This window comes from Enterococcus malodoratus ATCC 43197, assembly GCF_000407185.1.
Lineage (GTDB): Bacteria > Bacillota > Bacilli > Lactobacillales > Enterococcaceae > Enterococcus_A > Enterococcus_A malodoratus.
This window is the reverse complement of the sequence record NZ_KE136481.1, coordinates 1,038,098-1,061,499: the sequence shown is the minus strand read 5'-3', so window position 1 is coordinate 1,061,499 and position 23,402 is coordinate 1,038,098. Positions and strand designations below refer to the sequence as shown.

The window sequence follows — 23,402 nt, the reverse complement described above, 5'->3', positions numbered from 1 at the left end:
ATCAATTGTTGATGACACCCGTGTTTTCGTTTTTATCTTGGTAATTTAACAAACCGGTTAAATTTTCGATCTGTTCTTCGAGACTATCGCCGATTGTCGTGTCCTTAATCAGGATTCGTTTCAAGTCTTTATCGATTACGCGTTTCAAGGAAGTTTCATCAGCTTGCTTGTCTAATAAGTTTTCAATAGATTCAAATGGATCATGGGTAACAAGCTGGAATCCGTAAGAATTATTCAGCAGCGAGTAGCCAGCGATACCGGTGGTTTTTTGATAGGCCTTAGAAAGTCCGCCATCAATGACAAACAGCATGCCTTCACCTTTGATCGGCGATTCGCCGCTTTTGACCTTCACGGGAGTGTGCCCATTAATGATTCGTGAATTTGGCGAGTATAAGGCAAATTCTTCTAAGATCATTTGGCAGGTCTCATGGGTATCGCGAAACTGGTAATAAGGATTTTTAATTTCTTTATGGGTCTTCTTGTCGGCAATGAAATAACGTTCGAAAGTCGTCATTGCGCTTTTACCAAACTGCGGTGAAATTTTCCCGGTCCAGCAATACCAGATCCAATCGGCTGCGGAACTATCTTTGTTCTGACTCTGACAGCCAGAGCGAATCTGTTCTTCAAAGAAGTTCAATAAATCTTTTCCGGCATAATCCTTGCCATCAGCATTTAGCGGAAGAAAACTGCCGTCAGCTTTCAGCGGCAGACAGCCATGGAATAGCAGATGCTGGTTGTAGACCAGGTACATCGATCCCTTATCCAAAAGCAGCTGCATGTGTTCCTGCATCTGTGCTGATTGCTGGAAGGAAGCCAATAACATGTCCACCACATATTCTTCTTGCTCTGTTAGCGCGTGAACATCGTTTTGCAAGGTCTGGAAACAGCTGCCCTGTAAAGGATAATCTTTTCCGGCAAGGCGAATCGTATCTTTGTCGAAATTAATCTTTTCAAATAATAAACGATCCTCCATTTGGAAATCAGGGTGCCGCTTAATCAATTGACCCTCTAGTTTAAATTGCAGGATCGACAACGCCTGATGGACTTTTTCCAAGCTGTCTAAGCTTTCGATGGAATAACTTTCACTGCTATTTTTTTCCTTTGGTGTAAAAATCGAATTTTTTTGATAATGCTCCTCCGCATACATGAAGAGTGGACGAAGGTTCAAGGCATAAGCCTGTTCGATCTCGTAAAGGTAATTGTAGCGTGCAGCGATCCGCAGCAAAGTCATCAGACAAGCTCGAGAACCTGCGTAAGCGCCCATCCATAAGATGTCGTGATTTCCCCACTGAATATCGACAGAAGGGTGCTGACAGAGCTTATCCATGATTTTATCGGCTTCAGGCCCACGATCATAGATATCGCCGACAACGTGGAGATGGTCAACGACTAAACGTTGAATGCTTTGACACAAGGCAATAATAAACGGCTTGCCTTGTTCTAAATCTAAAAGATGGGTCAAAATTTGATCGAAGTAAGCCGCTTTATCTGAATAGTTCGTATCCGTATACATTAATTCTTCTATGATATACGCGTATTGTTTCGGTAAAACCTTCCGAACCTTTGAACGAGTATATTTGGTTGAACAAAAAGCCAGCAGCTCTAACAGCTGGCGAATCTTTTTGCGGTACCAAGAACAATCACGATAGGCATAAAAATCTTTGTCATCCAACGATTCTTGCGGATAGGCAACAAGGATTGTCAGCTTATCCTTTTCATGTTCTGTCAAACGGTCGCCGAAGAGTAAACTGATTTTTTCTTTAATGTTACCAGCACCAGTCCGCAAAATATGATCAAAGGCAGAGAACTCCCCGTGAATATCACTGATGTAAAGTTCGGTTCCTTTGGGCAGATGCATGATGGCTTCCAAGTTAATCAATTCAGTCATGATCGCCTCCTTGGTACTAAATTCTTTTTCCAACATTTGATAGTATTTTTCACGGGTTGATAGCATAAATGCGCTCCTTATTCATAGTAATGAATCCATTCTTCTGGTGAAAAAATCATTTGGATCTTTATAGAAAGAAATTTTATAAGCAGTTATCTAAGTGTTCGCAGATCAGGGTCGCTGATTCTTCGATCGATTTATTGGTGACATCTAGAGTAAAAGCACCTAAATCGTCATAAACGCCTAACGCGTAATCCACTTCTTCTTTGATGCGATTGATATCTGAATAACGAGAGTTTTCAGCCAATCCCAAAGAGTTTAAACGACTCATGCGGATTTTTTTCTGAACTTCCGGCTCGATCACCAAACCGATGATTTTTTCTTTCGGAACTTTTTTGATTTGTTCAGGTAAAGGAACTTCCGGAATCAATGGCAGGTTTGCTACTTTCAACCGATTGTTTGCTAAATACATGCTTAATGGAGTTTTAGAAGTACGAGAAATACCTAATAAAACAAGATCCGCTTCTAAAAATCCCTTCGCATCTTTTCCATCATCGTATTTCACTGCGAATTCGATGGCAGCAACACGATCAAAATATTCCTGATTCAATTTATGAACGACACCAGCTTGCTGCAAAGGGGCAACACCGGTTTTTTGATGAACGATATCCATGAAGTGGCTCATTAAATTAATGTATTGCAGGCCTGTCCGATCACCGAAGTCTTCGACGATTTTGGTTAAGTTGTCGCTGACCAAGGTCGTTACTACAACCGCGCTGTCCTTTAACGCATCGCCTAGAATGCTTTTTAATTCTTCCTCATCTTTAGTGAAAGGAAAACGATACGACAAATCAAAATTTACTGTAGGAAATTGCGCTGCGGCGGCATTCACTAATTTAAGAGAGGTTTCACCGACTGAATCAGAGATCATGTATAATGGTACACTTCTTTTCATTTTTTTCGCTCCTATCGATTGGTTTCAGTTTGTTTTGCTTGCTGCATGATATAATTAAAAATCCGTGATTTCGTAATTTTTCCAATCACTTTTTTCGGATCGTCTTCGCTGACTACGGGCAGTGAGTCCACTTGATAATCAAGTAACACTGCTCCAGCTTCTAAAATAGTGTAATCCTTCGTACACGTTTGCAGATGCGGGGCACGGGTCATAACGACCGCAACCGGCGTACTTTGCAAATTACTGTTTAAGGATGCACGCAATAGGTCCTTGCGCGACAATAGTCCCACCAAGTGCTGTTCCTTATCTGTCACATAGATGGAGCCGACATCGTACATAAACATGTTGGTGATCGCATCATGTATGGAGGTGTCTTGCGGTGTTAGCAGCGGAGACAGCATAATCTCTTCAACTTTGACGGAAAAGATTTTATCAAACAGGAACTGTTCGATTCCCACACCCGTATAGGTGTAGCCGACTTTGGGACTTGCTTCCAAAATACCTGCCATTGTTAAGAAGGAGAGGTCGGTTCGTAAAGTAGCATGCGAAATTCCTAAGTGGTCAGCGATTTTCTCGCCACTCAGTGGTTGATCGCGTTTGACGATCTCGATGATTTTCTCTTGCCTTTGTGATAGATTCATAAGTCCTCCTAGTAATGCATTCTTTTTTCTTTGAGAAAAAATGAATTTGATTGTCTTTCATGGGCCATTCAGAGGGTAATACTAAAAATGAATGACTTGAATACACACCCTATTATACACGTAATAACTATATAAACAACATGAACGATTAAATAAACACATATTTAATAAATTGCAAAAACAGAGTGTAAATACTTTCTAAAAAAATAATTTAGCAGTATAATTCTTTTTGTTGAGAAAAGCACAACCCGTTAGTCAAGGGGTCAAGACGCCGCGTTCTCAGCGCGGAGGCACGGGTTCAAATCCCGTACGGGTTATAATGAAAAAAAGAGTCGTTCGATCAGTATGATTTACTGGTCGAGCGGCTTTTTTTGCGAATACGTTCAATTAAGAAGAGTCGAAATCAGTGTGCACTTGTGAGGATAGGTACTATATACTGAGAGGTATAAGGTATTAAGTAAGGAGGAGCGTAATGGAATCCACGAGTGTAAAGCAATTGCTGCAGCAAAAGCCGAAGGCAGATTTAGGTTTTTATCCCACACCGTTTTATCAATTGAAGAATCTATCTAAACAGTTAGGTGTTACTCTGTTTATCAAGCGGGAAGATTTTTCTGGGCAAAGCCTGTTTGGCGGGAACAAAATTCGAAAGCTTGAGTATTTGATTGGAGACGCGAAGGAACAAGGGGCTGAATATATTTTTACGTTTGGCGCGACACAATCCAATCATGCGATGCAAACGGTAGAAGCCTGTCGAAAAGAAGGTTTGACACCGGTTTTGTATCTCGTTGCTTACGTTGAACCAGATGAAAATGATCTTCGGAGTAATCTGCTGCTGGATAGAATTTTAGGTGTAGAGGTTCATGTCATCTTAAAAAATCCAGGGGAATCAGATGCCGAAGTTGATGCGCGTTCAGTCAAATTAGCTCGAGAGCATATGGCGCGACTAATTGAAGAGGGACATAAATGCTGCGAAATTCCAATGGGTGGTGCCAGTCCGATTGGTACAACTGGTTTTATTGATGGTTTTGTGGAACTGGCAGAACAAGCTGCGGCGTGCGATCAACAATTTGATTATTTAGTCCATGCGACCGGTTCGGGCGGTACGATGGCGGGTTTAGTTGCCGGAAAAAAATTGTTGGATCATCCCATGCGAATTCTTTCTTTTGACGTGATTGGTCATGATGCAAGTTACTTAGAGAATTCGGCTGCCTTGGGAAATAAAAGTTTAGAGCAGTTAGGCGTCAGTGAACAGCTGACAGTCGATGATTTTGAACATGACAATAATTATTATTTGCCCGGCTATGAAATGCCCAGCGATGCGGCAAATGATGCAATTCGTCTATTGGCAAGAGAAGAAGGGTTGTTTTTAGATCCAGTCTATACAGGCAAAGCCTTTGCCGGAATGTTGGACTATATCAGAAAAGGGATTATCCCACAAAATAGTTCGGTGATATTTCTGCATACAGGCGGTGCTACGGCTTTGTTTGCAGAAAAAGAAATTTTGGGTAATCTGTTGGATAGTTGATTCTTTCAAGGAGGCCTTAATAATAGATTTAGACCACTGACATTTGTTAGTGGTCTGCTTTTTTTGTAAAGATATCTTTACATAGATAAAATCGAGTGATAAAATTTAGTAAAGATATCTTTACGTTAGGGAATAGCTGTACAAGAAATTTACTAATTGGAGGAGAAGACAAAATGGAAGTGATTGTGAAGTGCATAATAAATATTATAGGTTTTACGATTTTCTTTTTAGGATTGAGTTCGATTATTCCTTTTCTTTCGACGCTCAGGAGTTCGATTAAGCAGCATACTAGTAATGAATTTGAAAGAAAGATTATTTTAGAAACAGTATTGACCGGTGTGGGACTGGTTATAATCTTGAGTATTGTTCGCTGGAAGCTCCCGACCATTGTATCCGCAGAATTACTTCAAAACTTTTGGTCAAGAGATCAATATATTGTTGCGATAATTGGTCACGCAACTTTTGATGTGCATTATATTTGGTTTTATTGTGCACTGATTGGATTCATCTATAGGATCAAACAAGTTCAGTATGGGGGATTCTCTAAGAATATTTTTGTTAGAAAAAGTCTTTTACCTATATTAGCTGTTTCAATGTTATGTACTCTTGTGCCATTTCTTTTAGGGGGATGATAAATAATTCTTTTAGGTAATCATCATTGAAAGAGTGCAATGTGAGTTGAAATTATAATAAAACTTTAGGTTGCAGACCACCTCTTGTAAAAGAGAGAGTAAAGTTGGAGGAGTTAGATATGTTAAGAATAATTCGTATGGTTTTGTTTACAGGGGTGTCTTTGTATTCATTTATCGGTATTTTTTTGGTTTTAAAATTTTTAGTGAATTTCAAACGTTACGATGAGTTGGAGAAGAGAGTGGTTATTGATTCATTTGCTATGAGTATGATTATTATCATGATTGTGAATCTAACACAGTTAATTTTAGTATTAATCATGCCTATCGGATTTCAATCTCTAATATCCTCTGATTCTCTGGTTACTGGCTCCCGTTCTCATATTGACAGTTTTTTCTTTAATTGTTCAGTTTTTGGGCTTACTTACATGATTCGGCGCTATCACTTTGGCTTAATGAAGAAGAGATATATTTTATTAATCATAATATACATTTTCCTAATTGTATCAATGACAACTATATATAACTATTAATTAAATAAACGTCTTTATTCGTTGATGTTTAGGATTTACCACGTTTAAGACAAAAAAGCTCTTTTTTACGATCACCCTTCAAAAGTGACCAAACTTAGTAGTATAATGAGAATTATTTTATGAAACGTTTTCTTAGGGTTGTTGCATTATTTTTCATAGAATAATGAAAATAGTTGAGTTGGAGTGATTAGATGGAGAAGCATTTGAAAAAGGCAAAAACGTGGAATATGGTTTTAATTGTATTAACACTAATTTCAGTCGTAACTGGGTTGGCGGGCTTACCTAAGTCTCTAAATCCTAAAATGAGTGACTATAAAATGTTGGGGGATTATGGTCAGCAAATGTTTGATTATCTAAACAGCCCCATAACCAAAATTATATCTGTCTTATCTTTAGTTATTACGATTGCTTTATTAGTTTTCTATTTTAGAGCGAATAAGAAATTGGCAGATGAGATTGCGCCGACAAAGGTTCCTTATTACGTTTATATTGGTTGGAGTATGTTGGGGTTAGTCATCAATTTGATGATGCAGCCGAAGATGCAGATGGAAGGAATGGATTTTACGCTTGTGACGGCAATCATTGGGATTGTGTTCCAAGTGATTTTCTTGATTCCCGCTATTCTTGTCATCGTCCACTTATTTAAAGCAGAGCCAGAGGAGTAGTCAATGAAAAAGAAAAAAATGACGAAAAAACAAAAGATCCGTTGGAGCATTATTGCAGGAGTTCTGGCGTTACTATTGCTGATCGGTGTTTTTGTTTATTCACAAATGAGGACAAATACAGCAAAAGAAAACAAATACCAAACGGTTACCTTGAAAAAATCTGATCCGTTAACGTTTAACGGAGTCGTTCAGGCAACGAATACGCAGGATTATTATTTGGATCAAACATTGGGAAAAATATCTGAAATCAATGTTCAAGATGGTCAAGAGGTTGCAGAAGGTACAGTGCTGTTAAGCTATACCAACACAGAATACCAAGCGCAGGCCGATGAACAGAGTACAAATTTGGATAAGTTAAATCTAGCGGTAGCAAATGCGAGAGAAACATTGGCATTGGCCCAAGATAAACAAGCCAAAGAGCAGCAGAAATTGAACGATGCCATTACAAACTATAATAATACGAATGAAAATAGTGAAGAAGGCGCCGCTAAAAAAGAACAATACAATCAGGAAAAAACACAGTATGAAAGCAGTTTAGATGCTGCCAGCGATGCAGTTGTGCAAGCGCGTCAAGCACTTGAAAGTGCCAATGTGGAGTTAAGCGCCGCGAATCAAAGTGTCAACACAATTCGTGGAAAAGTCAGCTCAACGATCGCCAGCGCGACAAAAGGAATCGCCTATATCAATGAAAAAGGTAAGAACGATCCTTCAGTTCCCGCTGTAAAAATTGTCAGCAACGAAGTAACAGTCGAGGCGAAGGCTTCTGAATATGACTATCCGCAAGTGCATCAAGATGCGGCCGTGACGATCAAACCGATTACTACTAATCAAGAGATCGCCGGAACGATCACCCATGTCAACAAGTTACCGGATCAAGCAAGTGAAGCTGCAGGCCAAGCTGGAGCGGCAGGAGCTGCTGCGACAAGCTCAGTCTCTAACTATAGTTTTATTGTGAAACCAGCAGAAGAGCTGCAATATGGCTACAATGTCCAAGTCGTTCTGCCGTTGGATGAGATTCGGATACCAAAAAAGGCCGTCAAGAAAACAGGGGATACCCATTATGTCTTTGCTTACCGTAAAGGAAAAGTTCGCGAAGTGACGATTCAAGCAGAAGATAAGGGGGACTATTTCCTTTTGAAGGATGGTCTGAAAGACGGCGATCGGATTATTTCAAATCCTGATAAATCATTACGAGATGGTCAGGAATTGGCGGTGGATTAAATGATCGAACTAAAAAATATCAACAAGTACTACCGCAACGATGAAGAATCGCTGCATGTCTTAAAGGATATCAATCTAAAAGCCGATGCCGGTGAGATGATCGCGGTCATGGGTCCATCCGGTTCGGGTAAATCGACATTGATTAATCTATTGGGCTTCATTGATACGAAATTTGAGGGCGAATATTTATTTGAAGATGAAAATTTAGTCACCACTACTGATGATCGTCTCTCCCAAACGCGGAATGAAATGGTTGGCTTTGTCTTCCAGAATTTCAGTTTGATCGAAAATTATACGGTCTATGAAAATGTGGAATTGCCGCTGCTTTACAACGGGTACGGCTTCCATCAAACCAAAGAAAAAGTCATGTCTGCTTTAGAAAAAGTTGGGATCGCGGATAAAGCCGAGAAACACCCGCGGCAACTTTCTGGTGGACAGCAGCAGCGGGTCGCTATTGCTCGGGCGTTGATCAATCAGCCGAAATTCATTATCGCGGATGAACCAACCGGGGCATTGGATACCCATACGTCAAATGAGATCATGGAGTTGTTCAAAGAGTTAAACCACCGTGACCATGCGACGATCTTTCTAGTGACCCATGACCCTGAAGTCGTTCCTTACTGCACCCGCCTGGTCAGGATCAGGGATGGCGCGATCACGGAAGATAGGGCGGTGATCGAAGAATGAAATTCTATGTAAATTGGCGCTCATCTATTGGATCGATTTTCAAAAACAAAAAACGCAGCGCTTTAACGATGTTTGGGATCATTATTGGGATTGCGGCCGTAATTGCTATTTTGTCGATCGGCCGCGGGTTTGAACGAGACACGATCGAGAGTCTGACTGCTGAAGAGTCAGACAAGCTGGAAGTCGATATCAATTTCGTTCCCGGCAATGATGCGTTGTATTATTCCAACGTTGATATGATTCAGGCCTCTGATTTCAGTTTGCTAAAAAATGTTGAAGGGGTCGAAGCTGTTTCGTATCCTAAAAATGATTTATCGTATATCTATAAAGAAATCAAAGTAAAAGATAAAACGAAAAATTATCGAGTAGGGGTCGTATCGAAGAGCGGGGAAGCAGTAAGCTACGGTCGAGCGATCAGTGCTTACGATAATCAAACTCAAAATAAAGTCGTGACGATTGACGCTTCATTGGCAAAGGATCTGTATGGATCAGCCAAAGGTGCGGTCGGTCGTGGTTTTGAATTAGACAAACAAGTCTTTACGATCATTGGTGTGTTTCCAGCGGGTGCCGAAGAAACCATGTTTTCGCAGGGCACGACGAAGATTTTGCTGCCGCGTCAAACGTATATCCATTTCTTTGGCAATGAACAGGATACCAGTTCGGTTGTTCTGACATTAGCGGATGGCAGCAAGTTGAATAAGGTCGCTGATAAAGCGATCAAGAAATTGGAATCGGCTGGAGCAATGCGTCAGCAAGGAGAATACCAAGTTTCGAATATGGCGATGATGACCGATGGGATCAGCGAAGTGTTAAGCAGTATCACATTATTCATCAGTGCTGTTGCGGGAATTTCGTTGTTTATCGCGGGTGTCGGTGTTATGAACATGATGTATATTTCTGTATCCGAACGAACAAAGGAGATCGGTATTCGCCGAGCATTAGGCGCGACACGAGGAGCGATTCGAATGCAATTCCTATTAGAAGGGATGACTTTGACCTTGGTTGGAGGAATCATTGGCTATCTACTAGGAATGATCGTGGCTTATGCGATTGGGAATGTGATGGATATTTCGGTATCCGTTGATTTATTCACGGTCTGTTTAGCAGTCGGAGTTTCTAGCGGGATCGGCCTGATATTCTCAGTCATGCCAGCCTCAGAAGCTGCCAAGAAAGATTTGATCGATATTTTAAGATAGAATCTATAACACAAAAAAACCATCGCCCGCAGGCGATGGTTTTTCATTTTACTATTTACGTTGTTTTCCAGCGTTTCGACCGCTGTTGTTATTGTTTTTATTCTTTGGTTTGTTCAAGTTCTTCGGAGCAGATTTGATCGGTTCTGCTTTTTTGATTGGTTTTGTTACGACTTGTTTTGGAGGATTCTTTTTAAGCTCCTCTTTGATCTGCGCTTTGATACGAGGGCGCATCAAGACATTTGTAATAAACGTTTGTAAACAACTGAAGACCCCGCCGACTACCCAGTAAAGGGCAACGCCCGCTGGTGAAGTGAAGGACATGAAGACGATCATCAATGGTGAAGCGATCATCATACTGCGCATCGTTTTCTTCTGTTCTTCAGGGACACCAATCAATGAAATATACCCTTGCAGTAAGTAAGCGACCCCTACAACAGCCACTAAAATGTAGCTTGGTTTCGCTAGGTCAATACCGATAAAGGTTGAATGTTGAATTCCTTCTGAGAAACGCGCCGTGTAATACAAAGCTGAGAAGATCGGCATTTGGATCAGCAATGGTAAACAACCCATACCGCCCATCATGCTGACATTGTTTTCTTTGTAGACAGCTTGCATTTCTTGTTGTGCCGCCATTTGTTCTTCTTGCGTTGTCGCTTGTTTCACTTTGGCTTGAGCAGCATCAATTTGTGGTTTGATTGATTGCATTTTTTCAGACTGAATTAATGATTTCTTCGATTGATTGATTCCTAACGGCATGATAATCAAGCGAACAATGATCGTTAAAACGATAATTGCTAAACCATACGACCAGTCGAAATTGTTGACCATCCAATTAAGAAAATTCTCCAACGGAACAACAAGCATTCGGTATACAAGTCCGGATGTATCCGGGTTCCCATTTTTATCCGATCGCACACAGCCTGAAAGGAGTAAAAGGACACCCAAAAGGCCGGAGCCTAAAAGCCAGTTTTTAAATTTTGTCATTTATTTCGTCCTCTGCTAATAAAAATTTATACAGGAAATACTATACTAGATAACTCAAGCCTTTTCAATGATATTCGGAAAAATCAGGTAACCTTGTCATTTTTTTAATAGACAACATTGAACTGATTGTAGTCTTTGATGGTAGGGTCTTCATATTGCTCAATATGGCTTACTTTCGCGAAGGGGTTTTGTGGTTTTTTGAGTTTTGTAAGAAATTGCTCCATTTGCTCTTTTGTTCCAACAGCTTCGATAGTCACGCTGCCATCGTCTTCATTTTTCACCGTACCAGTCAGCCCGATCTCGACCGCCATTTGATATGTCGTATATCGAAAGCCGACGCCTTGAACACGTCCAGTAACATTTAAATGCATCTTCATAAGAAAACCTCCTATTTTTATTCTTCTTATTCTATATGATAGCGAGTTTTTCTGGTTGTTACAAGAATTCGCGTGCTATAATGGCAAACGAGGTTGTCGCAAAACGATGATGACAAGACCGATTACGGTGAATGAAGCCGAACAATTACAAAACCTGTCTAAAAAGGGTGAGGAGAACACAATGAAAGAAATTCAGTCGACTAAAAATACTGTTATAAAGGAAACAAAAAAATTACAACAAAAAAAATACCGCCAGCAAACGCAAACTTATTTGTTGGAAGGTTTTCATTTAATCCAGGAAGCCAAAGCAGCAAACGTCCTTTTAAAGGAAGTCTTTATCAATCAACGTGGCTTAAATGAATGGACTGAATGGATTGAAGAGAACCTTGAAGAATACTACTTAGTTTCTGATGAGGTGTTGAAGACACTAGCTAGTCAACCAACTCCGCAGGGAATAATCGCTGTTGCTGAGATGCCAAAGGAGGATACGGCTGACTTCACAGGTGCATGGTTATTGTTAGATAATGTACAAGATCCCGGGAATGTTGGAACAATGATTCGAACAGCGGATGCAGCAGGCTTTTCAGGTGTCATTTTAGGACAAGGCAGTGCGGATCTATATAATCCAAAAACGTTGCGCAGCACACAAGGCAGCTTGTATCATTTGTCTGTCAATGCAGGAGACTTAGCAGAAATCATTCCGCAATTCCAGCAAACAGACAGTCCTGTGTTAGGGACCGCATTAGACAAAACGGCGAAGGATTATCTTTCAGTAGAAAAAATGTCCGACTTTGCTTTAGTAATGGGGAACGAAGGACAAGGGATATCGCCAGAATTATTGGCGATGACTGACCAAAATCTTTACATCCCAATCAAGGGCCAAGCGGAATCTTTGAATGTCGCGATTGCGGCTGGCGTCCTAATGTTCCATTTACTTAAGTAAGTCTTCACAATTTAGTAATCGATATTAAGGAACTGTTAAACTTTATTCACAAACTCATGGAAGCCTATTCAAGTTTTCAAAGCCGTGCTATAATTATCCACAGAAACAAGGAAAAGGGGCTTTATATCCATGACAGAAAACTGGCGTGACGATGAAGAATACGTTTCTTATATTGAAGATTTATTAGCTACCGATGAAGTACAAAGACTAGCAAATTACACTCAACATATGAATTCTACACGTTTGGAACACTCAATCAGTGTTTCTTATAATAGCTACAAATTGGCAAAACAATTTAACGGCGATGCAAGAGCAACCGCTCGTGCAGGTTTGCTGCATGATCTGTTTTACTATGACTGGCGGACAACGAAGTTCGATGAAGGTTCGCATGCCTACATGCATCCGCGGATCGCTGTGAAAAACGCAGAGAAAATCACCGACTTGTCTGATCTTGAACGTGATATTATTATTAAACATATGTGGGGTGCAACAATTACTCCTCCTAAATATAAGGAAGGCTACATCGTAACCATGGTCGACAAATATTGCGCCATTAAAGAAGCCGCCGTGCCATTAGTAGACAGATTCAATTCCTACAAAGCACGCCTAAAGAAAGAATGGAACTAATAGAACAACTGTAGGCACCAAACAAAAAATGTTTGGTGCCTTTGTTTTGTCAGTCCAACTTTTCGCAGTTTACTTAGCGTAATGAAAGTTTAACTAGTAGAGTTGAAATTTTAATCTAAAGATATAGTTGGATCGTATGCGAAGCGAAAATAATCTATTTTTCTGGTTTTTAGAAAAATATTTCCATAGATAGAGCAAGCTGCCAGTTACGCTTTTTACAATTTTATTTTATGAAAGCCCTTTAAGTAAAACAGTTTACTAATTTTGATGTCCGTAAGTTTTGAATGTTAAGAAAGTGAGGAGCGACATTATCAAACCAAATGTAACGAAGCAATTATTATTTGCCATCGTGGGGACCTTTATCGCTGCAATCGGTGTTCGATTGATCGTGGTCAGTGGATTAGGCGCAGATGCTATCAGTACATTAGTATTAGGAATTTTGCAGCATGTGCCTTGGAAGTTTGGCACGGTGAGTATGTTGTTTAATGGGATTATTTTAGTAATCATCTTCTTTTATGACCGTAAGATGATCGGTTTTGGCAGTATTATCAATAGTTTTGGCCTAGGCTTTTGTTTAAATATATTAGATTGGATGGGAATATTACATACGATTCCTAACGGGACAGGCTATCTTTCGATTATTGCGGGATCGATCGTCTTCGGGATCGGAACAGGAATCTATCTATTAGCAGATGCCGGTTCAGCAGCTTATGAATCGCTGATGATTCTATTAAAACGTGTGTTGAAAAGCTCGGTAAAAGTTGCTCGGATTATTTTGGATGCCATTATCTTTTTGGCGGGCTTCTTATTGGGCGGCCACATTGGTTTTGGGACACTGATTGTTTTGTTGTTAATGGGTCCTTCATTGGAATTCACTCTGAACCATTTACCAACAATGAAATTTTTTCGCGTTCGAGAGGCAAAATAGACGAAATGCCTTTTTTTACAGGGTGATAACTATTTTTCCCTAGTAACTATAAGGGTTATTTGCTACAATGAATAAGGTTCATTTTATAGTAGAAGAATGTCTGTCCAACTTTCACCAGTCATTTGTGAGTGATTGCTAATCAACTGCGTTGGATGGTATACAATGTGAGAATCAAATTTATTTTTCTTATAGAAAAATGAATTCATCTAATAAGAACGAGGAGTGTTTATTAATGATTGCAGCAAGTGATTTACGTGCAGGTATGACTTTTGTTCAAGACGGAAAATTAATCAAAGTATTGGATGCTAGCCACCACAAACCTGGTAAAGGAAATACAGTTATGCGTATGAAATTACGTGATGTTCGTTCAGGTTCTACGTATGACACAACATTCCGTCCAGACGAAAAATTTGAAAAAGCCATGATCGATACAAAACCTGTTCAATATTTATACAGCCAAGATGATGTAGCTATTTTCATGGATTTAGAAACATATGAACAATACGAAATTCCAATCGCTACTGTTCAAGAAGAAATGAAATTCATTCTTGAAAACATGGAAGTAAAAATCCAATTCTTCGGCGACGAAGTAATCGGTGTGATGTTGCCAAGTTCAGTGGTCTTGAAAGTCGTTGAAACGCAACCATCAATCAAAGGTGCGACAGTAACCGGCTCAGGGAAACCCGCAACAATGGAAACTGGCCTAGTCGTGAACGTTCCTGACTTTATTGAAGAAGGCGAAACGCTGGAAATCAATACGGCAGAAGGCACGTACCAAAAACGCGCGAATAAATAATATAGCAAACACCATGATCACAAAGGATCATGGTGTTTTTTTCATATAATCTCATTTTGAAAAATAGATTTTTTCTAAAGATTTTCGCATAAAATACTTTACTGAGGATGCTAAACTTATGTAAATAGGGTAAGTAGCAAGGAGGCGGAAATCTAATGTTCAAATTTATTCAAGAACTAAAGGATAGTTTCTATAAAGGCAGGGAAGAAGCGAAACAGGAAGCGTTGGTGAAAGAACGTATAGAAGATCAAGAACGGACGGAAATATTAGGAAAAATTTCTGAGTTATCAAAAATTGAAATCTTTGGTTGTTCATTAGCCGCTCCTTTTCGAGCATCTGCTCTACAAAGCTGGTTCACGATTTTCAAAAAGGACAAGGAATCGTTAGAGGAAAATATTGTGCCGTTCCCATTATTTTCCTTTGGCGGGGAGGATTACATTACCGATGAACAATTAGCTTCACTTAAGAAACAGCTTGAAGAAAGCTTTTCTGTGAGCGGACCCGAAGAGATCTTAATAATGGCAAAAGAATTCTTGTATTATACGAATATCGATTTGAAAGCTTTAGCGAAAGTTGAACTTTCGGAGGATAGAAAGCTGCCCGCAAATGACGAGCTAGACATTCTATTAGATGCTTGGCTGCTAAGTGCGGTGGCCTCTCTCATAACTTCAGGTGTTCAGTTTGAAGATGTGCCAAAAGAAAAGGCATTGCAGATTTTTACTGAATTACTGCCGATTGTAAAAGAAAAATATCCAAATTGGCTCTCGTTTTCAAAAGATTTTGTCGCTCAAGAGAATCGAACGAAGGTCAATGGCCGAATGGCGCAGAAGCAGTTAGAAAACTATGTTTCCTATTTAACGTATAAATTCGGCAGTCCGTGGGTGATGTTTCCGTTGGAGTCATATTAAAAAAAGCAAAACTTTCGCTATTTGAAAGTTTTGCTTTTTTTACTCTTTATTGGATATCATCATAGTTTACAACGCACTTTCATGCTTCATCAATTCTGGATAATATTCAAATTCTTCGAAAAGTTTTGGATCGTAATCGATAAATCGTTTGACCCAATTTTTGGCTTCGAAGAAATCGAGCATGGCTTGATCTGCTGGTTGATAGGGGATATTCAGGAATGCCGTCAATTGACTGAGGTCGGTTTCGATCATGAAGACGTTTCTTGGATCATACATCCGATAAAATGGCAGCATCTCATTTGCCGTGACGAGTTTCTTTTGTAAGAACAGGGATTCAAAGGTTCGCAGGGTCACACCGTATTGTCCGGCACGTAATATTTCCAAGATTCCTTTACTGCGCTTAACTAAGTTCAGATAGTCGCCATAGGGCAGGTAGCCTTCTTGTTCATTGCCGCGTTTTGGCAGAATGTGATAGAAGGTAGAGAGGCCAAGGGACTCGAAGCGGCCTTTTAGCTCCATCGCTTGCTGCTTGCGGCCATTGTCATTGGCACCAAAGAAAATATCGTATTCAGTATTATGCAAGGGTTCACCAACAGATTGAGTGTAAAAGGAGCTATTGTGTTTTAGTCCTAGATCGCGGGCTTCCAAGGGGTCAAAGTGATAGATTTCGTCAATTGCGGGTTCTTTTTGAGCGGCATTCAATTTGCGGTAGTGTTCTAATTTGAAGTGATTCCAGAAAAATAGGACAATTTTCGCTTTCGTAAACGGACGGATTTTTGCCGCCATTTCTGTTTCAAAGCCAAAATCTAAAAATATAATCAATTGAAAATCTTTCAAGTATCGTCGTAATTGGTCGTTGCTTGCTGCAAGGATTTCTTTCCCTGAACAAACAGTGATCTCAGAAATGGCAGGGAAAAAGTAAAGTGAACGGTCTTTAGGGACTACTAAAACATCTGAATTTTTCATATTTCTCCCAGCTTTCGTATTAAATTTTTCCAAGCATAGCGCTTTCGATAATGAATAGCGATTATTATGCTTGCGAAAAATAACACAAAAAAAGAGACTGCTCATGGGATAGAACAGTCTCTAAAGGGATATACGGTGTGAAAAGAATAACTACTTTCGCACAAACGTAATGATTTCTAAAAGATTAATGGGCACGATTAAATCGTGAGATCCATTGTTTGTATGGCAACATACCGCCTAAGAAATAGGTAATGATCGATTGGATCGGAATCCAAATCACCGTTTTGATCAAACGCGGTGCCCAGATCACCCAGCTGTTTAATGGCACATGATACATCATCGCCAGCCAAAGAGGTGTCAGGATCAAATTGATTAAAATTGTCGTGGCTAACACCGATTGGATCGAGTTTTTCCAAGTAATCTCTTTCTTATAAAAGAAGTATCCGTAGATCGCTCCTTCAAGAAAGGCATTGATGGTAAAACCGATAAAAAATGGTGCCTTCGCAAAAAGCGACATACCAATAAAATCAGCGATCACAGAGCCGATACCAGTCCAGAACGGACCAAACAGCATTCCCATAATGATTTCTGGGATAAAGGTAAAGCTGACTTTGACAAATTGCGTCTCGATTCCTAATATTCGAGACAAAGTGACCATCATGGCGATCAATAGCGCCATCGTTGTGATGCTTCTAGCATCGAGGTGTTTCTTCATTCCTAGCATCTCCTTATAGAGCTGCTACATCTTCATGCAGCGAATGCGAAAATAAAACCGCAGACTAAGTCTTTCGTCCAGAAGACAACATCCCATCCTTCCAGCACTTAACGCTTTATTTCCTACTCTGATTTATTTTTGGGGAAGTCCCCGAAAAAATAGTAGCACAGAACGAGCAAGTTAACAATCTTTTCATTTTAATCGTATGAATATTGAGTATTTTTCTCAAAATGAAAAATCTTGGGTAATTTTTTGGCTCATTTAGAGGTACTATAGAACTATAGAAGTTATAAAGAAGAGAGGTCCCGACATGGCTGTAAAACCTTTGAATGAAAGACAGTTGTTTAGAATGAAACGTGAGAACCTTGAAAAGAGAATCAATCAGTACTACGCAGAAACACACGATTCAGAAGCGGTACTTGAATATGGAATGGCCGTCTTAGTACGCAATGCGATTGTGATGGAGGATTATTCGTTTATTTGTAAAGACTTGATTCGTGAAATATTTTTAATTGGTGAACCAAGTAAGAAAATGCAGGATTATTGTCTGTATTTCTATGATTATTTTGATTATAGCGATTGGGAAGTTGTTCGAAAGCGGTTGTTCAAACATAAGGCTGAATTTTCGGAATTAACGAGACCGATTCGTGCGCTGACAAAGCTTGTGCGTGCGGCAGCGGCACCAACTTTTGATACCGTTGACGATATCTTAACCATGATAACGAAGAACGATACTGAAGAGCGCAAAGCGAACGCTTTTGCCAACAAAGATCGCTACACCTTTTTGTATAAATCCTTTTTTGAGGACGCCAATGGCAAAAAGCATAATTTGACCTTTAGACATGCGGATATCAGCAAATCAGACGAAGAATTCTATTCATTGCTGGAAATCTTAACGAAGCTGACGATCTTTGAAAAGGACGGGACGCGCCGCTTTACAGAAATCGTGTGGGATGACTGTCAAAAGGTAACCAAATTTTTGATTTATTCTTCGAAGTTAGATGACAAAGAAAAATCTGCTCTAGCTGAATAGTGTTTAAATAAACTCCTTATAAAAGAAATCAGAAAAGCTAAAAATCTGACTTCATTTTATAAGGAGCTTTTTGTCTGGTTAAAGGTAAAAATCATAATGATAGAGAAAATTCTTTGTCCTTTAAAAATTTCTCGAAAACTTGAGGGCCCGTCGAAAGCTGAATGTCTTTTCTTTTGGCCAAATAAACAGGTCGATACATTGGTGTTTCGAATGGCAGAACCGCAATATCGTGAAATGGCATCAAATTATTATAGGGTAGGATCGCTCCGCCAAAATCGATCGACACTAATCCCGCCAACGCTTGATCTTCTTCCACGCGACAGGAAATGTTTAATGGCAAACCGGCTTTTTTGAAAAGATTCTCGATAAAGTAGGTCTTGTCTTGGCAGAGAATCATTGGAATTTCGGATAGTTCGGCCAGTGAAATACTTTTTTTTTGGCATAAGGATGGGACTTCGCCACAATCGCCACTAATGGCTGGTCCATTAAATGAGTGAACTCGATTTCAGGTTCATTGTTCAAATATGAGCAAATTGAGAAGTCGCAGGTCTCTTGTTTGACGTGACCAAGGAGCCGTGGTGTGTTTCCTTGCCAAAATTTAAATTTGTAATTGGCACGTTCTGGATCACTGCGAAATTGTTTCAATAGCTGTGGAATGATCTCTGGGCCTAAGGTGAAAATGAAGCCAAGATCAATCGAACCATAATAAGGATCAACGATATTTTTGATCGTGTCGGCACCGGATTGAATCTCATCTAATCCTTTACGAACCTTTTGATAATAGAGTTTTCCCATCTTTGTCAGCTTGATATTACGCCCGCTAGGCTTAAATAGATTCACACCAATTTCGTCCTCAATCCGGCGAATCATCCGGCTTAATGAGGGTTGGGCGATCCCTAATTCGTCGGCCACTTTACCGTAATGCTCCACTTCAGCTAAGCGACAAAAGGCTTCAATATTTTGAATATTCATAGAGCACTCCTTCGTTTTTTTAAAAGTATAACATTTTGGTTATGAATATCAATCACAAATGAGATTGTTTTCACAATCGAAAGTTTCTATAGTTAGTGGTATCAAAAGAAAACGGTTTATTATCCGAAACGGAGGAATTTATCTATGAAAAATGTAACGATTGCTATTGTTGGGGCGGGCTTTGCCGGCAACTTTCACACGAATGCTTACAATAAGGTCAGCGGCGTCAATTTACGAATCAAATATGTCTTTGATAATGATCAAGAACGTGCGCGACAATTGTGTGACAAATGGGACATCATTGAAGGAGTCGCTGCGACTTATCAGCAAGTACTTGAAGACCCTGAGGTTGATGTAGTTGATATCATTACACCGCCAGTAACCCATTTGGATTTATGTTATCAAGCATTAGATGCAAATAAACATGTCATTTGTGAGAAACCATTAACAGGCTACTTTGGTGAAGAGGGCGATGAAGAGCAGATTGGTTTAAATGTACCGAAAGCAAAAATGTACAAAAAATTATTAGCGGACATTGATGAATGCCGTCAAAAATTTGAAGCGTCTGATCGTTTGTTTATGTACGCAGAGAATTATGTTTATTCACCAAATATCCTGCGTTCAGCAGAAATGATCGAAGCGAAGAAAAGCAAGATCATGTATATGAAAGGTGAAGAAAGTATTCGTTCTTCGACTTCACCAGCATCAGCGTATTGGTCACTAGCAGGTGGCGGTTCTTTGATTCGTTTAGGCAGTCATCCTATCGGCGGTATGCTTTTCCTAAAACAAGCAGAAGCAAAAGCGCGTGGCGAAGAGATTGCTGTACAAAGTGTTGTTGCGGAAACGGGGCGCTTGGCACCAAGTTTAAATGAGCATGACAAACGCTATTTCCCGGCTAAATCAATCGATACGGAAGATTTCGCAACCGTGGTTATCACGTTTACGGATGGTACAAAGGCAATCTCCATCTCGAATGATAATACTTTAGGCGGGGTTAAGAACTACGTAGAAGTGTACACCAACGACAGTGCGTTAGTGAACAACATTACGCCAGCAGATAATTTGTCGACTTATTTCTTGGATCAGGATGATTTAGAGGATGTGTATATTTCCGAACAGCTTCAAGATAAGACTGGTTGGAATAAAGTTTTTGTTGCGGAAGAAACACTTCGAGGCTATCTAGCTCAGTTTCAGGATTTTGCGGAATGTGTGGCAGAAAACCGCCAACCGCTTTCTGATTTGAATCTAGCCTATGATACGATTAAAATTATTTACGCGGCCTACTTGTCAGCAGAAGAAGGACGCAGAGTCGATTTTTAAGAGAGAAATGGGAGATAAAATATGAAAACTGTAACGATTGAAAATGTGACACTTGGTGAAGGTCAGCCTAAAATCATCGTTCCATTAGTTGGTAAAACGAGAGCGGATGTTTTACAAGAAGCAGAAATCGCTGTTCAAAGTAATTGCGATATTGTTGAATGGCGGATCGATCATTTTGAAGATATTTTAGATTTTGAAAAGACAGCAGAATTCTCAAAAGAGGTGCGCACGGCTGTAGGCAGACCGTTATTAATTACTTTTAGAACCGCTAAAGAAGGCGGCGTTTGTCCATTAGAGGATCAGAAATATTTTGAGCTGTACCAAACTCTTTTGGAGCAGGGAACATTCGACTTATTAGATGTGGAATTGTTTATGCCTGAAAAAGGGGTGAAGGAGTTGATCGAATGCGCACATGAAAAAGGCAAAAAAATTATTATGTGCAATCATGATTTCGATCAAACCCCTGCAAAGGAAGAGATCATTCAGCGTTTGCAAATGATGCAGGCTAAAGGAGCGGACATTTGTAAAATCGCCGTGATGCCGCAAACAACGCATGACGTGATCGTTTTGCTGGATGCGACTCAAGAAATGTATCATCAGTATGCTGACCGACCTTTGATTACGATGTCGATGGGTGAACTGGGTGTGATAAGCCGCGTTTCCGGAGCGACTTTCGGTTCAGCAGCAACGTTTGGAGCGGCCAAAAAAGCTTCGGCACCGGGACAAGTTTCGGTAGCTGAGTTGCAAAACATTCTTTCTGTCTTGTAAAAAATCGGAAGAACAATCTCATATACCCCCGTCAATCAACTATTGGCGGGGGTGAGTTTTAATGGCTATTTGATTTTAATAGACGATTTCTTTTGAATCCGAATGTGCTACGACGAATTCTTTGAAATTGATCACAGCAGGAGTCAGATAAGCATCCTTATTGGTGACTAAATAGAAAGAGCGATCCAGCATGACATTTTTTAGATGGATGGTTTTCAGCGGCAAGTGCTTCAGAATATACATGTTGGGCACGACTGCGATGCCAAAGCCCTGACTGACCAGACCGGCGATGACTTGATCCACGGTGACTTCGTAAACGATATTGTAGCTGCAATTATTTTTCTGGAAGACTTCATCAATAACGTTGCGCAGACCGCTGCTTTTACTAAAGCCGATTTGTTCGTAAGGCTGTGTCTGTTCCAAATAAATCGCATCGAACTGTGCCAACGGATGATCCAATGGCGCGATCACGACTAATTCTTGACTTGCGATCGGTAGAAATTCAATGCTGGGTTCATCTGGCAAATATGAAGCGATTCCGATATCGTAATGCATATTTTTAATGCCATCAACGATCTCTTTGGAGACACCAGAAGAGGTATGAAAATCAAAAAGAATCTCTTGATCCTGATGTGCGTTGTGAAAATCTCGAACTAGTTTTGGGACGAAGGTCGTTCCCAGTACTGGTAAGAAGGCGAAGCTGATAAAGCCGCTGCCTTTACTGATTTTTGTGATCGTCTCGATTCCATCATCTAAGGTTCCCAGAGTCCGTGTGACGTAATCCTGAAAGATCTTCCCTGGTTTAGTCAAGACAACGTTGCGGCCCTTTTTTTCGAATAGGGTAATGCCCAATTCATCTTCCAGCGAAGCAATGGCATTACTCAAACTAGGCTGCGTTACATTTAGCAGTTTACTGGATCGGGTGTAGTGCTGTTCCCGGGCTAAAACGTCGAAGTATTTCAAATGCTGCAGATTCATGTGCATCACTCCTAATCATAAGTTTTATAGATTTCCAACGAGGTTCATAAAGTCTTTCTATAAGTATAGCAAAACCTATTATTTTTACCTATAGGTTCTGCGATAAAAACCAATTAGAATTTTGAAAAGCGCCACGTTAAAATAAAGTCAAGATTTGATTGTGAAAGCCGATACATTATAAAGAGTATGGTTTTCACGGCAAAAAAGAGTTTGACCACTTAGGGGACTGCAGCCCTTCATGTGAAAAAAATAACTTTAAGAAAATTGGCTACGATTTTAGGAGGAAGACAAATGAAAAAGGTACCATTAACGATCAGCTCATATACTTTAGGTATGGAAATTGATTTTGAAGAACGAGTAAAAATTGCAAAAGCAGCAGGGTTCGACGGCATCGGCTTACGCGCTGAAACTTATATGCTGGCGATTAAGCAAGGCTACTCAGATGAACGTATGTTGGAGATCTTAGAAGAAAACGATATGAAGGTTACCGAAGTGGAATACATCACGTTATGGGCTGACCCGAATAAAACGAAAGAAACACCAGAAACGTTATTACAGCAATTCAAAGAACAAACTGTTTATCATATGGCGCGTCTGTTCGGTGTAGGGCATATCAACTGCGGTCTGATGGAAAAATATCCAGCAGAAGTCCACATTCAAGCTTTTAAGGAATTATGTGGACGGGCAAAAGAATTAGTGATTGGTTTGGAATTCATGCCTTATAGCGGCGTTCCAGATTTAGCTAGTGCATGGAATATCGTGAAAGAATCAGGCTGTGAGAATGGCATGTTAATCTTAGATACGTGGCACTGGGCACGGGCAGAAACATTAGCCGAAGATTTAAAAGGGGTGCCAGCTGAAAAAGTTGTTTCTGTTCAAATCTGTGATGTATTAGAACGTCGTTATCCAGAAACGATTTTACGTGAAGAATCAATGCATGATCGTCTTTGCCCAGGAACAGGATGGGGCGATACAGTTGGGTTCTTGAAAGCAATCAAGGAGCACGGCATCAAACCACGAGTGGTGGGAACAGAAGTTATTTCTGATCCAATTCTAAGCTTAGGGTATGAAAAATCAGCGCAAATGAATTACGACACGAGTATTGATGTGATCAAGCAAGCTTGGCCGGAATTATTAGAAGACTAAA

The 23,402-nt window shown here is 40.1% G+C and carries 24 protein-coding genes, 1 tRNA gene, 1 pseudogene and 1 riboswitch; of the genes and pseudogenes, 17 read left to right on the top strand and 9 right to left on the bottom strand.

The features are described from left to right. Position 1: 1 nt before the first annotated feature. The 3 genes from I585_RS05250 to I585_RS05240 form a co-directional block, all read right to left on the bottom strand. Complete coding sequence (locus I585_RS05250; protein ID WP_010740001.1) at positions 2-1,954, bottom strand: fructose-1,6-bisphosphatase; 1,953 nt, start codon at positions 1,952-1,954, stop codon at positions 2-4. Between the two features lie 76 nt (positions 1,955-2,030). Then, positions 2,031-2,843 (bottom strand): pyruvate, water dikinase regulatory protein, encoded by an 813-nt coding sequence (locus I585_RS05245; protein WP_010740000.1) that lies wholly within the window; start codon positions 2,841-2,843, stop codon positions 2,031-2,033. Positions 2,844-2,854: 11 nt separating this feature from the next. After that, the gene (locus I585_RS05240; protein ID WP_010739999.1) at positions 2,855-3,484 is read right to left on the bottom strand and encodes a helix-turn-helix transcriptional regulator; all 630 of its coding nucleotides are present in this window, start codon (positions 3,482-3,484) and stop codon (positions 2,855-2,857) included. Between the two features lie 245 nt (positions 3,485-3,729). On the opposite strand from I585_RS05240, the gene I585_RS05235 reads away from it, so the two are divergent. The 8 genes from I585_RS05235 (at position 3,730) to I585_RS05200 (ending at position 9,940) form a co-directional block, all read left to right on the top strand. Next, positions 3,730-3,801: transfer RNA gene (locus tag I585_RS05235), tRNA-Glu, on the top strand. A 155-nt stretch (positions 3,802-3,956) separates the two neighbouring features. Beyond that, on the top strand, positions 3,957-5,009 hold the full coding sequence (locus tag I585_RS05230; RefSeq protein ID WP_010739998.1) for a 1-aminocyclopropane-1-carboxylate deaminase/D-cysteine desulfhydrase: 1,053 nt from the start codon (positions 3,957-3,959) through the stop codon (positions 5,007-5,009). A 173-nt stretch (positions 5,010-5,182) separates the two neighbouring features. Next, positions 5,183-5,641 (top strand): hypothetical protein, encoded by a 459-nt coding sequence (locus I585_RS05225; RefSeq protein WP_010739997.1) that lies wholly within the window; start codon positions 5,183-5,185, stop codon positions 5,639-5,641. Between the two features lie 119 nt (positions 5,642-5,760). Beyond that, the gene (locus I585_RS05220; RefSeq protein ID WP_010739996.1) at positions 5,761-6,171 is read left to right on the top strand and encodes a hypothetical protein; all 411 of its coding nucleotides are present in this window, start codon (positions 5,761-5,763) and stop codon (positions 6,169-6,171) included. Between the two features lie 191 nt (positions 6,172-6,362). Then, a complete protein-coding gene (locus I585_RS05215) occupies positions 6,363-6,836 on the top strand; it encodes a hypothetical protein (RefSeq protein WP_010739995.1) in 474 nt (157 codons plus the stop codon). A 3-nt stretch (positions 6,837-6,839) separates the two neighbouring features. Further along, the gene (locus I585_RS05210; protein WP_010739994.1) at positions 6,840-8,057 is read left to right on the top strand and encodes an efflux RND transporter periplasmic adaptor subunit; all 1,218 of its coding nucleotides are present in this window, start codon (positions 6,840-6,842) and stop codon (positions 8,055-8,057) included. Continuing rightward, positions 8,058-8,744, top strand: a complete 687-nt coding sequence (locus I585_RS05205; RefSeq protein ID WP_010739993.1) for an ABC transporter ATP-binding protein — start codon at positions 8,058-8,060, stop codon at positions 8,742-8,744. Next, the gene (locus tag I585_RS05200) at positions 8,741-9,940 is read left to right on the top strand and encodes an ABC transporter permease (RefSeq protein ID WP_010739992.1); all 1,200 of its coding nucleotides are present in this window, start codon (positions 8,741-8,743) and stop codon (positions 9,938-9,940) included. The genes I585_RS05205 and I585_RS05200 overlap by 4 nt, the downstream gene beginning before the upstream one ends. Before the next feature lie 51 nt (positions 9,941-9,991). On the opposite strand, the gene yidC is transcribed toward I585_RS05200, so the two are convergent. Then, a complete protein-coding gene (yidC, locus tag I585_RS05195; protein ID WP_010739991.1) occupies positions 9,992-10,924 on the bottom strand; it encodes a membrane protein insertase YidC in 933 nt (310 codons plus the stop codon). A 104-nt stretch (positions 10,925-11,028) separates the two neighbouring features. Further along, the gene (locus I585_RS05190) at positions 11,029-11,301 is read right to left on the bottom strand and encodes an acylphosphatase (RefSeq protein WP_010739990.1); all 273 of its coding nucleotides are present in this window, start codon (positions 11,299-11,301) and stop codon (positions 11,029-11,031) included. A 181-nt stretch (positions 11,302-11,482) separates the two neighbouring features. On the opposite strand from I585_RS05190, the gene I585_RS05185 reads away from it, so the two are divergent. The 5 genes from I585_RS05185 to I585_RS05165 all read left to right on the top strand — a co-directional run bounded on the left by I585_RS05185 (position 11,483) and on the right by I585_RS05165 (position 15,503). Further along, positions 11,483-12,244 carry a TrmH family RNA methyltransferase gene (locus I585_RS05185; protein WP_010739989.1) on the top strand — a complete coding sequence of 254 codons (762 nt, stop codon included), beginning with the start codon at positions 11,483-11,485 and terminating at the stop codon, positions 12,242-12,244. Between the two features lie 129 nt (positions 12,245-12,373). After that, positions 12,374-12,871 carry an HD domain-containing protein gene (locus tag I585_RS05180; RefSeq protein ID WP_010739988.1) on the top strand — a complete coding sequence of 166 codons (498 nt, stop codon included), beginning with the start codon at positions 12,374-12,376 and terminating at the stop codon, positions 12,869-12,871. A gap of 295 nt (positions 12,872-13,166) precedes the next feature. Beyond that, positions 13,167-13,799: a YczE/YyaS/YitT family protein gene (locus I585_RS05175; protein ID WP_010739987.1), complete on the top strand. Its 633-nt coding sequence runs from the start codon at positions 13,167-13,169 to the stop codon at positions 13,797-13,799. A 232-nt stretch (positions 13,800-14,031) separates the two neighbouring features. Further along, entirely contained in the window at positions 14,032-14,595 is a 564-nt protein-coding gene (gene efp / locus I585_RS05170; protein WP_010739986.1) for an elongation factor P, read from the top strand. A gap of 155 nt (positions 14,596-14,750) precedes the next feature. Further along, positions 14,751-15,503 (top strand): hypothetical protein, encoded by a 753-nt coding sequence (locus I585_RS05165; protein ID WP_010739985.1) that lies wholly within the window; start codon positions 14,751-14,753, stop codon positions 15,501-15,503. A gap of 66 nt (positions 15,504-15,569) precedes the next feature. On the opposite strand, the gene I585_RS05160 is transcribed toward I585_RS05165, so the two are convergent. Together I585_RS05160 and I585_RS05155 are read right to left on the bottom strand one after the other, a co-directional pair. Next, positions 15,570-16,469, bottom strand: a complete 900-nt coding sequence (locus I585_RS05160; protein WP_010739984.1) for a WaaS/CpsH family glycosyltransferase — start codon at positions 16,467-16,469, stop codon at positions 15,570-15,572. Positions 16,470-16,653: 184 nt separating this feature from the next. Further along, positions 16,654-17,184: a folate family ECF transporter S component gene (locus tag I585_RS05155; RefSeq protein WP_010739983.1), complete on the bottom strand. Its 531-nt coding sequence runs from the start codon at positions 17,182-17,184 to the stop codon at positions 16,654-16,656. A 35-nt stretch (positions 17,185-17,219) separates the two neighbouring features. Continuing rightward, positions 17,220-17,316, bottom strand: a riboswitch (THF riboswitch). A 178-nt stretch (positions 17,317-17,494) separates the two neighbouring features. Here I585_RS05155 and I585_RS05150 point away from each other — a divergent pair. After that, entirely contained in the window at positions 17,495-18,217 is a 723-nt protein-coding gene (locus tag I585_RS05150; RefSeq protein WP_010739982.1) for a hypothetical protein, read from the top strand. 91 nt (positions 18,218-18,308) lie between these two features. Here the strand turns inward: I585_RS05150 and I585_RS05145 are convergent. Continuing rightward, positions 18,309-19,189 (bottom strand): annotated as a pseudogene (locus tag I585_RS05145) (LysR family transcriptional regulator). 144 nt (positions 19,190-19,333) lie between these two features. Here I585_RS05145 and I585_RS05140 point away from each other — a divergent pair. Both I585_RS05140 and aroD read left to right on the top strand, forming a co-directional pair. Beyond that, entirely contained in the window at positions 19,334-20,509 is a 1,176-nt protein-coding gene (locus I585_RS05140) for a Gfo/Idh/MocA family protein (protein ID WP_010739979.1), read from the top strand. Positions 20,510-20,530: 21 nt separating this feature from the next. After that, a complete protein-coding gene (gene aroD / locus I585_RS05135; RefSeq protein WP_010739978.1) occupies positions 20,531-21,277 on the top strand; it encodes a type I 3-dehydroquinate dehydratase in 747 nt (248 codons plus the stop codon). Between the two features lie 75 nt (positions 21,278-21,352). On the opposite strand, the gene I585_RS05130 is transcribed toward aroD, so the two are convergent. Continuing rightward, positions 21,353-22,255, bottom strand: coding sequence for a LysR family transcriptional regulator (locus I585_RS05130; RefSeq protein ID WP_010739977.1), 903 nt, complete (start codon positions 22,253-22,255; stop codon positions 21,353-21,355). 291 nt (positions 22,256-22,546) lie between these two features. Here I585_RS05130 and I585_RS05125 point away from each other — a divergent pair, with 291 nt between their 5' ends. Further along, positions 22,547-23,401 carry a sugar phosphate isomerase/epimerase family protein gene (locus I585_RS05125; protein WP_010739976.1) on the top strand — a complete coding sequence of 285 codons (855 nt, stop codon included), beginning with the start codon at positions 22,547-22,549 and terminating at the stop codon, positions 23,399-23,401. Position 23,402: the final 1 nt, after the last annotated feature.